General features: G+C 69.0%; 9 protein-coding genes. 5 read left to right on the top strand and 4 right to left on the bottom strand.

Going from position 1 to position 13,178, the window contains the following annotated elements:
• Positions 1-17: 17 nt before the first annotated feature.
• The 4 genes from ACWDX6_RS28640 to ACWDX6_RS28625 form a co-directional block, all read right to left on the bottom strand.
• A complete protein-coding gene (locus ACWDX6_RS28640; RefSeq protein ID WP_451487778.1) occupies positions 18-1,322 on the bottom strand; it encodes a hypothetical protein in 1,305 nt (434 codons plus the stop codon).
• Positions 1,323-1,381: 59 nt separating this feature from the next.
• Entirely contained in the window at positions 1,382-2,140 is a 759-nt protein-coding gene (locus tag ACWDX6_RS28635; RefSeq protein ID WP_451487777.1) for a TnsA-like heteromeric transposase endonuclease subunit, read from the bottom strand.
• A gap of 148 nt (positions 2,141-2,288) precedes the next feature.
• Positions 2,289-3,683, bottom strand: a complete 1,395-nt coding sequence (locus tag ACWDX6_RS28630; RefSeq protein WP_451487776.1) for a DNA-binding protein — start codon at positions 3,681-3,683, stop codon at positions 2,289-2,291.
• A gap of 374 nt (positions 3,684-4,057) precedes the next feature.
• Positions 4,058-4,504 carry a hypothetical protein gene (locus ACWDX6_RS28625; protein ID WP_451487775.1) on the bottom strand — a complete coding sequence of 149 codons (447 nt, stop codon included), beginning with the start codon at positions 4,502-4,504 and terminating at the stop codon, positions 4,058-4,060.
• A 399-nt stretch (positions 4,505-4,903) separates the two neighbouring features.
• Between ACWDX6_RS28625 and ACWDX6_RS28620 the strand changes: the two genes are divergently transcribed.
• The 5 genes from ACWDX6_RS28620 to ACWDX6_RS28600 all read left to right on the top strand — a co-directional run bounded on the left by ACWDX6_RS28620 (position 4,904) and on the right by ACWDX6_RS28600 (position 12,673).
• Positions 4,904-5,131 carry a hypothetical protein gene (locus ACWDX6_RS28620; RefSeq protein ID WP_451487774.1) on the top strand — a complete coding sequence of 76 codons (228 nt, stop codon included), beginning with the start codon at positions 4,904-4,906 and terminating at the stop codon, positions 5,129-5,131.
• 167 nt (positions 5,132-5,298) lie between these two features.
• Positions 5,299-6,096 (top strand): hypothetical protein, encoded by a 798-nt coding sequence (locus ACWDX6_RS28615; RefSeq protein WP_451487773.1) that lies wholly within the window; start codon positions 5,299-5,301, stop codon positions 6,094-6,096.
• Positions 6,093-9,701, top strand: a complete 3,609-nt coding sequence (locus tag ACWDX6_RS28610; RefSeq protein WP_451487772.1) for a DEAD/DEAH box helicase — start codon at positions 6,093-6,095, stop codon at positions 9,699-9,701. The genes ACWDX6_RS28615 and ACWDX6_RS28610 overlap by 4 nt, the downstream gene beginning before the upstream one ends.
• A 447-nt stretch (positions 9,702-10,148) precedes the next feature.
• A complete protein-coding gene (locus tag ACWDX6_RS28605; RefSeq protein WP_451487771.1) occupies positions 10,149-12,248 on the top strand; it encodes a hypothetical protein in 2,100 nt (699 codons plus the stop codon).
• Positions 12,245-12,673, top strand: a complete 429-nt coding sequence (locus tag ACWDX6_RS28600) for a hypothetical protein (protein ID WP_386082156.1) — start codon at positions 12,245-12,247, stop codon at positions 12,671-12,673. Before ACWDX6_RS28605 ends, ACWDX6_RS28600 begins: the two co-directional genes overlap by 4 nt.
• Positions 12,674-13,178 lie beyond the last annotated feature (505 nt).

Raw genomic sequence — 13,178 nt, 5'->3', positions numbered from 1 at the left:
GGTAGTGCACCAGCCACTCATCGAGCAGGTCTTGGAGCTGGGGGACGCTGTAGCAGGCTCCTTTCTCGGTGTCGGGGCCGCGGCGGGTGACGTCGGATCCGGTGTAGCCGGGCAGGTGCTGGCAGAACAGGGCGTTGATGGTGCCGAAGGTGCGCTCGACGATGCCTTTGGCGGTGGGGGCGTGGGGCGGGGCGGGCTGGATGCTGATACCGAGGGTCTCGCAGGCGGCGGTGAACGCCCGGGAGACGAAGATTTTGCCCCCGGTCGACGACGATCGTCTCGGGCAGGACGACCGGCCGGGCCGCCGCCCCGGCCAGGCGCTCGTCCAGCGAGGCCAGGCGCTGATGGGGCAGCGTGGCGGCTCCGTCCATGCGCAGGATGCCCGGCCAGGTCGGCCGGGCGGGGTGCGGGACGGCCATCTCCGCCAGCAACAGGGCCGCGTCCACGGCCTTGGTCGCACTCGGGCACAGCACGGCGGCGAGGATGGCGCGGGTGGCGACGTCTACGGCGATGGTGAGTTCGGGCCGGGCGAGGTGGCCGTCGTCGAAGAGGGCCAGGACGTCCAGGCGGGTGGTGTCGATCTGGACCTGCTCGCCGGGTCGCAGCGCGGTGGCGGGGGTGAAAGCCCGCCCTTCGAAACTCGCGGGCACCTGCCGCACCGGGCCACTTGGCAGTTCGCCGGGTCGGGCCAGGGTGGTGACGAGTCGGTACAGCGTGGCCTGGGACGGCACCGGCACCGTCCCGGGACCGTGTCGGTCTTCCAGGATCTGGTTGATCAGCGGGAACAGACCGCTGATGGTGCCCTTGGAACGGCCGCGGCGGCGGCGCAGCGCCTCGCGGACGGCGGCGGCGACCCGTTCGTCGGAACGCCCGGTGGGGCTGGAAGCTCGGGTGGTGCGGTGGTCGAGCAGCCCCCACAGTCCCTGTTTGCGGTAGGCAAGGCGCATGCGCTGCACCGTGGTGCGCGACACCCGGCCGAACCCGAGCGCGGTCAGCTCCTCGGCCTTGGCCTGCTCCCGCTCGGCCAGCGTGTGCCGCTCCGGGTCGTACTGCGGCCGTACCACCCCTCCGCTGCCGGGCCCGTCGGCGAGGCCGCATTCGACTTCCCGTACATGCCGCTGCCAGGCCAGCGCCTTCTCGCGTGCCGTGGCGGGGGCGGTGTCGAACAGCCCCCACTGCGGGGCCGCCTGCGGCGCATCCGCTCCGATGACGCTGAAGCCGGGATCGGCGAACAGGTACCCGGCGAGCACGGCCTCACCACCTCCGTCCGGGCCGACGAGATGGATCACCTGCCCGGACAGGGCGGCCACCTGCCATTTCACACCGCGGAATCGGACATGCGCCCCGACCTGCACAGCGGGCCGGACACGGCGCCGCGCGCTCACCCGGCCCCACCTGTCGTGCCGGGGCCGTTCCAGCCTGGGAGACCGACCAGGACGCGTTCGTGCAGCGGCATTTCCAGATCCGCCGCCACCCGTCCGTGCCACAGGGCATGGAAGACGGCGGGGAGGACCTCGATCGGGTCGCCGGCCGCTTCGGCACCTTCGATCAGTGGGCGCGGCCGCGCGAACGCCTCCATGACTGTGAGCGTCAGGGCGGGGCGGCCGGCGTTGCGGGGGTGGCGGTAGCCGGCCAGCCATTTCAGATTGGCGGCCAGGACGTCGTCGAGCGGCGCAAGGCGCCGGTAGGCCCAGCCGAGTTCCTCACATGCTGCGCTTACCGCTTCGGCAGCCTTCACCGCGCGTTCGCCGCCGGCTTCCGGGTGGCTGGGGCAGTCGGCCAGCAGACCCGTGCCATCGCGGTACCGGGCGAACAGCTGCGGCACCCAAGCACGCACCCGTCCCCGCTCCTCACGCCACATCACCCTTACCGGCCGCCCTGCCAGCCCCGTCACGTCAGGGTCGCGGTCCAGGACCATCAACTGGACGCGCATCGCGTTCGAACCCGCTGCCACGTGCCGCCCGGTGGTCGCCGACCACCACAAACCCGGCCCCCAGCGCCGTCCCGGGATCACCGGGAACGCAGACACCGGCGGCAACTCCTCGAACGCCACGGTCATGGCGGCATCCGCCCACCGCTGCTGAACCCGCTGACCTACCGGGTCGAGGAACACCGCCTCGAAACCGCTCCGACGCTCCACGGCCAATCGCCCTGCCCACGGCCCCGGCCGCTCCTGTGCTGCTCACCTGCGTCAGCCAAGTCGCTCACGTCGGCAGCCGCCGCTGTTTTCAGGATTTCTGCCACAAACGAGTGCCCTATCAGCTAACAGTCGACGCTCGTCCCCGTGCTCAACCGCCGTCCTCCCGCTTACCCGTCGTCAGCATCCTCCTGAGCGTCTCGGCAGGCATGTCCACCCACCGGGCCACCTCCTCCAAGGGCACTCCGCCGTTCACCGCTGCCACCGCGGTCCGCTTCCAGGCCGCCTCGATCAGACCGGCACTGTGACCGAGGCCGCGCAGCAGCAGCCGGGTGACCTCGGCGGTCGGCCCGCTCTGCACGCCGCGCAGCTGAAGCAGCTGCTCCTCAGCGCTCTCGATCGTCCGGGTGATCAGCATCCGCTGCTCGGCGGGCACCGCCGCACGCCACATCGTCCCCGAGCCCGGCGCCCGCTTCTCTTTGCCCAGCACCCGCAACTGCCCGGCCATCGCCACCGGCTGATGCTCCCGGCGCACCCACCACGGATCATCCCCCCACCCCGGTGAGCCCCCGGCAGTGCGGCGCCGACGGATGACGCCGCCCATCCAGGCGATCAGCGGACCGCCGTGGTCCGTCGCGGCCAGCGGCCCCAGCCACGGTCGACCGACCCTCTCCCCGAGCCGGCGGCAGAACATCCCGTCGGCGGGCAGCGCCCGCGGCCGCCCCGCACCACCATCCACCCACACCAGCTCCGCCATGGCCGGATCCATCAGCGCGTCGGCGACCGCCACGACCTCCGGGAAGATGGCCGCGTCCCGCCCTACGATCCGCCACCACTCCAGATCACCACCGGCATCCCCACCCGCGACCTGATGCAGCCGCCGCGGCCAGATCGTCTCCCGCTCCCAGGCATAGGCCTGCGCCCACCACCGGGCCACCACCGCATACGCCAAAGCGAACACCCGCTCCGGCTCTGCGCCCGCCCGTGCAGCCCGACGCCCCACCCCGATCCACCGCCGCTGCGCCGCGACCACCTCCGGCAGACGCTGCACGTCCAGATACTCGTGGGGCTGGTCGGCATCCGCGTCCAGCAGCCACCGCCCATGCCGCACGCACACCTGCTCCCACCGCGGGGCGTATCGCATCACCCGCATGGCCGTCCCCGTACGCCGCGCCGTGCACAGACGACAGCCGAAAGCCACCGGCCCGGCGACTGCGCCGATCCGCCACACCGCCGCCGGCACTCCGCCCGCTTCGGCGGGCAACTTGGCATCCTCCTGCCCCCAGGACGGCAACGCCCGCGCCAGCACGCCTTCCTCGACGCCGCACAACCCTGCCAGAAGCTGCCGTCCAGCCGCATTCAGCAGCACCTCGGCGTCGGCCCGACAGGCCCCGCGCTCGTGCTTGGGCTGGTGGTTGCGCCAGTGCCAGCAGGACCGCAACGCCTTCGCTTCCAACCCGTAGCGGCTGGCGATGCGGCAGATCAGCGACGAGGTCGTCTCCCCCTGCAGGGGAGCGATCCGCAGGAGGCTGGGGTAATGGGTCACTCCATCACGGTCTCGTGCTCACCGTTTTGGCGGGCGTTTTCGCAATGGATGCTCAGCAGATCGAGACCACCTCACCCCAGCCGGCAGGAGCTGTCGCGAACAAGGCGCTCCCAGCGGCCGCGCCGGTGCCGGCTCGTCCCACAGCGCCAGACGCCCGCCCAGCCCGCGCGCCCCTCGGGGACCCGGATTCGACGCGGATCCTTCCCATCTGCATCAATTTTCCAGCCCAGACAACCATGTGACCTGGGGAAACAGTGTTTCGCGCGGGTCGGTAGGGGGAGTTGGGAAAAATTCTTTCCGTTCGGCATCCGGATCCGGCCCTCCTGTGGCGTGTAAGGGATGAGGGCCTTGTGTCTTCATCAACGAGTTCGTCACTACTGGAAGGCCTGGTCGATGACTTGGTCGTACTGGGTGGGAGCGGGCGGGGTGTCACTTCCCGTGCTGGTCCTGCTGTTCACCAGCTGCTGATGGGGCCAGTTGATGATCTCCGCCCCATCACGGCAGTAGACGATGCTCCCCTCGATGCTCTGGCTCAAGGACTCGTCGGTGAACTGCACGTACTTGAAGCAGGGCACGACGTCGGCGCTCGGCCGGCTGCCGGGCACCTCGGGGATGCAGAACGCGACGTTGTGGTCGTCGTCGACCGTGCCGAACGCGTTCTCCAAGGCCGCGTGCAGCTCCTGCCGCAGCATGCGAGGCTTCCACGGCCCGTCATACCGGTGCATCCAGCGCCCACCGAACCAGAACCTCTGCGGGTCGATCTGTGCGTGGAACGGTTCGTTGATCTGCACCTTGATGTCGACGTCGCTGTCATTACGCACGTTCGTTTTGTTCGGGTACGACCCCTTTGCCTCCACCGTGATGTCGAGGTCTGCGAAGACACTGTGGGCGGCCACTGCCTCCCGGACCATCCGTTCGGCACGTCGCTGCCGTTCGGCCTCAGCCGACCCCGCAGGCTTCTGCCATCTCAACAGTCGCTCCAGCCGTTCCTCAACACTCAGCTGACGGTCCATCCGCGCCCCTCTCAACACCGGACCGCACCCGAGTGGAGTCTCCCAGACGAGCCGGTAGCGGCGACCTCCATCGACTGGGTGCCAGGCCCCCCTTCGCCCGGCCTACAGCGATGGCAGAAGTCACAGGCCACTGGCGTCGATGCACCAGGAGGAGCCGCGCCGCATCGCCACACAGCACAGGGGCCGAGCGGAGGTCCGCCGCCCCGTGTGCGCTGGCTGCGGCACCCGGTCACCGACGAACGGTGGAAGGCCATCGAGCCCGCCGGGTGGGGCGCCCCGCGCGAGACCCACCCGCACCTGTGCGACGACTGCAAGCAGCGCGCCATCACCACCGAGCGTCAAGCCGAGCAGGCCGGGCCCGAGCACCAAGGGCACGACCAGGCCGTGCCCGAGCAGAAGGCCGGCGACACCTGGCTCTCCCGCTTCCGTACCTGACCGTCCAGCACCCGGCGCGCACGTCATGCTCCTCCTCCATCATCACGTCCCGACCTGCTGGGGGCCGTAAAGGCTTGTGGTCCAGGAAAAACGCGATCATCGGATCAGCATTCTGAAAAATCCGAGACAATGGTGACTGGGCGGGGAGTCGAAACTCGGGGGTGTGCGTGTTCGACAAGTGGCTTCAGACGGAGCCGGTGCAACTGCCGGCAGGACCATTGCAGTACGAGGCGCTCGTCGACTCGGGGCAACTTGGTGAGGCGGAGCTGCTGGAGCAGCTCGGACGTGAGGTGGCCCGGAACTACGTCACTCCGGGGGAGCTCGCTCTCGTCTTTGACGACTTGGGCGCGCCGGAAGTCGCTCGTTACGTGCGCACGAATATGTTCCCGGCTGAGACGCGGACGCGGCACGGTGACTTCGGGGAGATTGTCACCGGGGCGCTGTACAGGAGGGTGCGCCGATGGTGCGTGCCGATCTTGAAGCTCCGCTGGAAGCAGACTGCGAACCAGGCGGTCCAAGGCACGGATGTCCTTGCGTTCCGGCTCCGCCAGAACCCACCCGTGGTTGCCGTGCCGGAGGTGAAGACCCGCGCTACGCGCAAGCTCGACCTGGGACAGGAAGCACACGACAGCTTGGAGAAGATCCTGGACAACGACCGGCTGGATGAAAGCATACGGTTCGTCATGGTCCGCTGCTTTGAACGAGGGCAGGGCTTCCTGGCCCGCCGGATTGCCGAGGTGTTGAGGCAGCCGGAACATCGCTCCGTCGAGCGGCACATGGTATTCGTGCACGACCACGCGGCGTGGAAGGAGGAGGTCGTCACCCGTCTCGCCGGCATCGTCAAGCAGCCGACCGAGCTGACCGTGGTGAAGATCCGCGACCTGCAGGACTTCGTCGCCCGCGTGTACAAGGCAGCCGAAGCCCAAGGCGCGCCCAAAGACCACACCAGGGACACTGCCGCGTGAGGGACTATAACGGCGTCCTGGCTCAGCTGGGCCATGACGCCCTCACCGAGGGAGAGGCCGCCCAGCCGCTGCGCGCCCAGCTGCGCTCGCACGTCCTGGCCGAGCAGATCAGCATCGACGGTGCCACCGCCGCCTACACCTACGACCTCAGAGAGCTGCGCCGCGGCCTGACGCTGGCCCGGCTGGGGCAGCTCACCCGGACGCCCCGTGATCGGCGAGAAGACCCAGGACCGCTCACCGAGATCGCCCAGGCCTACGCTGACCTCGCGGCGCGGTACGAGACCACCGACCCGCAGCGCATGGAGCTCCTCGCGATCGCCGCGACGATGTGGAGCCTGGCCGGCTATCAGGCCAACTCCGCCACCCTCGCAGCAGAGTTCCGCACCGAAGCCATGCGTGCCTTCGCCGCCGCCGAGGAACTCGTCTCGGCCGCCGCGACCGCAGCCCCGTATCGAGTGGCCGCCTTGACCGGCGCTGTGCTGCAGCGCGACATCGACGAAGCCGCCCGCCTCGGCGCCCAGGCCGAAGCCGACCTACCCGTTCTCGGCGAGCAGCTGGTCGAAGCAGCCCGCCTAGGACTCGCCGACCGGGCGGACGCCGCCGTCCTCGCCGCGTACGGGCTGACCGGACGCGCCGCACGCTCCCTCGCCGCCCTGTGGCGTCTGGGGGACCGGGCAGCGGGACGCGCAGCCGTCACTGACCTGCGCAAGGCCGCCTCCATCCTCCTTGACGCCTCGGTCGTCGACACCTGGACCCTGATCGACTCCCTCGCGTACGTCGTCGAGGACATCGTCGCCACCTCACCGTGGATGCTGCTGCGCCGCGCGGCCACCTGGGGCCGACTATGGGAGCGCTATCTCAAAGCCTTGATCGTTGCGAAACGGCCCATGACCCAAGTCTGGCCCTCCCAGCGAAAGGCCCTGGAGAGAGGGCTCGTGGACGCTGCGGCGACCAACCTCGCGGTCACCATGCCCACCTCGGCGGGCAAGACCCACATCGCCGAGTGGGCCATCCTCCACGCCCTCACCCCCCGGCCCACAGACAACGACACCTGGTGGAACCTGCCCCGTCTGGCCGTCTACGTCGTCCCCACCCGCGCACTGGCTGCCCAGGTCGAACGGCACCTGGCTGCAAGCCTCGAACTGGTCGGCCTGCGCGTCTCCGCGATGTTCGGCGGCGTCGAGCACGTCCGCTACGAAACCCAACTGCTGGACTTCACCGACGTCCTCGTCGTCACCAGCGAAAAACTCGACCTCCTCCTGCGCAACGTCCCCGAACTCGCCCCCCGGCTCGCCCTGATTCTGGTCGACGAAGGACACAGCCTCGACCGCGCCGAAAACGAACGGGGCCTGCGCCTGGAGATGCTCCTCACCCGCATCCGCCACACCGCCCCCACCTCACGCACCATCCTGCTCTCCGCCGTCCTGCCCAACGGCGACGACCTGGCCCGCTGGCTCGCTCCCGCCGCCGACGGCACCAACCACGCCAGCACCCACTGGACCCCCTCCCAGCTGCGCACCGGCGTCTTCTACTGGCGCGGCCGCGACATCGACGGCCAGAGCGGCACCATCGAGTACGGCGTCCACGGAAGCAGCGACTTCTTCCTCTCCCGAGTCCTCACCCGCCACTTGAAGAAGACCCGCCTATTCCCCCGAGAACGCAAGGACGTCACGGCCGCACTGGCCCTCCACTTCGACCGCCTTGGCCCCGTGTTGATCGCCTCACCCTCACGCGTAAAGGCCCACGCGGCCGCCAAAGCCCTCGCCACAGCCCTCAACACCGATGGCACCCGATCCCTCGGCACCGCCGAGGACGGCACGATCGACCCCCAAATCCTGATTGGCCGTCTGAAACTATGCACCGAAATCGCTAGACACGTCGGCGACGGGCACGACCTGACCACCATGGTCCTGCGCGGCTTTGCCTACCACCACGCAGAAGTACCGCAAGCCGTCCGCCACTGCCTGGAGCGCGCCTACCGGGACGGCACCCTGCGCGTGCTGTGCGCGACCAGCACCCTGTCCCAGGGCATGAACCTGCCCACCAAGACCGTCCTCGTCCCCGACGTCCGCCGCAGCAAAGAGGAAACGATCAAAGTCCGCGACTTCTGGAACACCGCTGGCCGAGCTGGCCGCGCCTTCCAGGAAACCGAAGGCCACGTCGTCCTCATCGCCAACGACCAGACCGAGGCACGGCAGCTGCGCCGTCGCTACCTGGACCGCAGCAACATCGAACCGGTCATCTCCACACTCGCCGACCTGTACGTCCAACTCGTGCGTGCCCGACTCGGCACCAACCCAACCCCCGGACAAGACCTCACCACCCTGGACCTTGCCGACCCTGAAGACGACAAAGCGATCCTGTGGGCCGAGGGGCTGGACATCCAACTGCTCGCCCAGCTTGCCGAGGAAGTTGTTGACACCTCCGACCAGGGCCTCCTCGAAGAAGCTACCCATACCCTGCTCGGCCAGACCCTAGCTGCCCACCAGCTCGGGGCCCGCCACTGGTCGCTTCAACCACTGGCCCGCTTTTCCGCACGCCGTGTTCGTGCCATCGGCCAACGACTTCCCGACCGAGCCATCCGCGCCGGCATTGTTCGCACCGGCCTGAGCGTCCAAGGCGGCATCGACGCCCTCGCCGCTGCTGACCGCATCGCGACCACCCTCGAGGCACGACCTGATCTCCTCGACCGCGATCAGTGGCCCGAACTGCAGCAGCTCGTCGTGACCGCAGCCACCACGGTGCTGGAGCTCCAGCGTGGTGCCCGTAAAAAGAAGGTCCCCGTGGCCGCCATCGCGCCCGTCGCAGCCGACTGGATCGCCGGCCTTCCCCCGACCGACATCCACGACCGCCACAAAAACCTGCTGCACACAGCCGACATCACCAAGACCGCAGTCGTCATCGACAGCGTCATCGGACACGACCTTGCCTGGGCGATCTCCGCGATCCTCCAACTCCTCGAACACCGCCGCGGCATCCCCGCCGAAGGACGCCTCGCTGCCCTCCCCGCCATGGCCAAATACGGCGTCGATACGCCCGCAGCCTGCTACGCCTCTACCATCGGCATCCACGACCGCGCAGCCGCCATCGCCCTCGCCGCACACTGCCCCTACACAGACCCCACCTTCAGGGTCTTTCTCGACTGGCTCAACCACCTCAGCACCGACGACCTCACCGAGATCACCACGCCGGACATCACTGCCCTCCTCATCCGCAGCGCTGAACGACGAAGCCCCCGCGCGGCCCAGGCCACCATCCTGCGCGGCCACGGCACATTCACCTGCCACCTACGCGGCGTACGCCACGCCCACAGCGCCAGCTACCTAGCCCACCTCACTGCTGGCACCCCGCTGACTCTCCACCGCGACGCTAGTAACCGCACAGACCCGAACGCCATCCGAGTCGAACACGAAGGACTTCTCCTCGGCTGGATCCCGCGCGAGATCGCCCGACCACTCGCGATCACCCTCGATGACACCCCTAGCCCTACAGTCACTGCAAACCTCTCAACGGACACATGGCGACTTGCCTGGGCCGCCGAAGGCAGCACCCAGCTGGTAGCGCCTGACGCAGTCGAGCTAAGGATCACCATCACCTCGCAATAGCCAGAGAGAGCGAGCCCGTCCACCGTCCAGGTGAAAGAGCTCGGTGTCTGGGCCGGCAGCCAACGACACAGGGACGTTCGATCAATCGGGCGTCAGCCCCTGGGGAGCCGACGACCTATCAGTTTGGTTGCCCTGGACCTCTTTTGATGCCGTAGGATCGCGCCAGCATTCGGCTTGTGCCGGCTCTCCACCACCCCTCATGGTCCGTACGGGCAGAGGAAGCGCAATGGTCACCCAGCTCAGCTCCCTGATTCTCTTCGTCGAGCGGGCTCGGTAGGTCGCGCACCACGCGGTCGGGGAGGCGGACGCGTGTGACAGTCGCTCAGATCGTTTTCGGCGTGCGGTGACTGATACAGCGACTCCGGAGTTCCTCCACCGGGGTCCGGGCCCTTGCTCTGCCCGGACCGACCGGCCCGGGCCGACTCGCCCACTCCTGGAATTCTGATCATGACGACCATCAACCTGGCGACCGCCTCCGAGGCGGAGCTTTCCACCCAGGCCAACCCGTTCCCGGGCGCCGACACGTTCAGCTGGACCCGGGCCTTCTCTGAGGCGTTGGCCCTCGCCACTGGCCTGCCCCCGCTGGTGACCGACGTCATCGCGTCCTACGTGATCCGTCCGAAGCGCTACCTCACCAAGGCGCGGACCGAGACGGTCCACCGCCTTCGCCCCGGGGTGATCGTGAAGGACGAGCAGACGGGCCTGCACGTCCTGTCGGTGACCACGCACGGCTTCGCCGGCACCCCGACCGAATACAACGAACGTGTGCGCAGCGCCTTCGACAGCCCGGCCCAACTCGGCGCCTCCCCTGTCCGGGTGCTCCCGAGGCTGACCACCGGGTCCGGCCCGGACGGCACCGCGCTGCCGTTCGTGACGACCGCCGAGCCGGTGGAGCCCACCGTCCTCAACACCCTGCTGGGCATCATGGACGGTGCCCTCACCGAGGCCGACCGCAAGCGGGGCTACGACCTCGCCGAGGACATGACGGTCTTCGGCCAGACCAACCGCACCATGCACGTGCCCTTCGTGCGGACGATCACCGAGAACCACCAGGGCGCCCCTGTCATCCGCAAGGTCGTCGACCTGGTGGCCATCAAGGGCAGCAACCGTTCCCGGGCCAGGCTCAAGCTTTACGGTCTGACCGCCCGCAACATCGCCTTCGGCGTCCCGACCGGCATGCTCGACCTGCCGGATCCGAAGCCTGGTCAGCCTGCGCCGCCGGAGTACATCGCCGACCCCGTCATCTGGGTCCCCGCCTTCGCGGACACGCTGCGGGACGCGTTCGCCTCCACCAGGCACCGCCTGCACGACACTGCCCAGGCCGCCGCTGAGGTCGCCACCGTCCAGATGCAGATTATCGTCGGGACGGACAACCCCACCGAGTTCCACAACACGGTCTTCGACCCTAACCGTGCCGACCACCGCCGCCCGCAGCTCGACTACCCGCTAGCGGAGAAGTCGACCTCCGACATGCGCGCGGTCCTGCGCGAGGCGAAGGCCTCGGGCCGCATCACCGAGCCCGTCCGGGCCTGGCTCGCCGGCGAGGACAGCGAGCCGGACGCCCTCCCCGGCTCGGTCACTGACGCCCGCGACCGCCGCGACCGGGCGCTGCTCGGCATGGCCTTCCCCAAGGAGCCGGGGCACGACCGCGAGGTGGCCCGGGTCCTCGGCGAGCCTGAGCGGTACTACGACAGCCGCGAGGAGAACGTCACTCTCCGGCTGCGCATGCTCTCCGCCGCCATCGCCGAGGGTTACCGGACCCGGTGGAACCCGCGCCTGCTGGACGGCACGCTCTACTCCAGCTTCATCGCCAAGCGCGGCACCCTCGCGGACCGCCCGGACTGGCGGACCGCGCTGGACCAGGCCGAGGCCGACAAGACGCAGCTGTCCGACTTCCTCGTGACACGAGGCCTGCACTGGCTCGCCGAACACGGCATGGTCGAGGCCGACCGCGGATCGGCCGACGGCCAGCGGGGACCGGGCCGTCGCAGCGGCGTCAGCGCACGCAACGCCCTGCTGCTGAAGCCCGTGCAGACCATCGCCCTGATGCGCGAGATCGCCCGCGCCAACGACGCCAGCACCCCGCCCCGCCAGATCGATGAGACCGGCGCTCCGGTCGACGGCACCGTCGCCGACCGCATCTGGTTCAGCGTGACCTTCCCGAAGACAGGGCGCGCCAAGAAGAAGGTGGACGACCGCCCCAGCGCGTCGGACAGCGCCCCGCCCCAGCAGCCGGAAAAGAGTCCAGAGCAGATCCTCCTCGACGCCCAGCTGCGCCTCGTCACGAGCCTGTCCAGTGAGTTGCCGCAGGCCTTCCTCGCCGCGCTGGTCGTGGCTCGCGAGGCCATCGCCGCCGGCGCGGCGGTCGGCAAGCCCGCGCTGGCCGATCCGCCCTCCTACAGCGTGGAGGTGATGGAGCAGGCCCTGACCCGGCTCAAGAAGGACCTGGGTGCGATGCAGGCCGGCTTGGCCGACATGAAGGGCGAGACCGAAGTCACCATCGACTCAGTCACCGAGCAGGTCGCCAACGCCGAGGGCGAGCGGTGAGCCGCTCCGTGCTGCCAGCTGGGCCGGTGCTGACCGCACCGCTCCTGGCCGGCCTGGCGCTCGTCGGCGGCCGCTACCTGCAAGCGACCTACCTGCGGCCGCTGCCCTGGGCAGACCGCGGGCACTTCAACGACCTGGGTGTCCTCACCGGGATCTACCTGATCACCGACATTGCCGGACGGCTGCGCTGGCTCGGTCAGGCAAGCCGCCTCAACGGTCTGACCGGGCGTCTCGACGGGCACGACCGCGATCCGGCCAAAAGGGCCGTCTTCGCCTGCGTGCGGGTCCTGCACTTGGACGACCTGACGCCCACCGAGGCGCTGGACGCCATTGAGGGGCGGTGCGCGGACCTGCTCGGCGTCCGGCAGAGCATGAAGCCGCGCCGCTGGCCCCCGGCGACGAACTGGCTGTCCTTGGTTGCCTAACGCGATGGTGGCCGACACCCACATAGGTGTCGGCCACCACCCAGTGGTGACCCCGATCCGCCGTCAGCCTTCGGGCAGGTGGTCGACGGCGATGGTGGCGAAGTCCTCGGGAGTTAGTGTGCGGATGCCGACTCGATGATGACTGACGGGGAACTCGGTTCACGTACTGCGGAGCCGGGTGACCGTGACGACCGCGTGCCGAGTCGTCCCGCGACCTGGTGGCCATCAAGGGCAGCAACCGTTCCCGGGCGGGTGCAACACGCGGAGCCCAAGAGCCCGTGTTGCATCTGTGATGATCTGCGGGGTTTTGTCGGTGGTAGTTCGGCATCGTGATGTCAGTGCGGGAGATGCGAGGTTTCGGCAGGTCAGTTCGTTGCCGTGTGGGCTTCGGATGGTGACAAAAATGCCGATCTAAGGGTTGTCCCGTAAATGATCTCCGGATCGCCCTGGGCAGGGCTTGCCGCCGTACGAGCCGCTGATCTATCCAGCGAGGGCGAGGTTGTGC

It is taken from the genome of Streptomyces sp. NPDC003027 (assembly GCF_053591435.1).
Note: the sequence above shows the minus strand (reverse complement) of the source record. Positions and strands in the feature narration are given on the sequence as shown.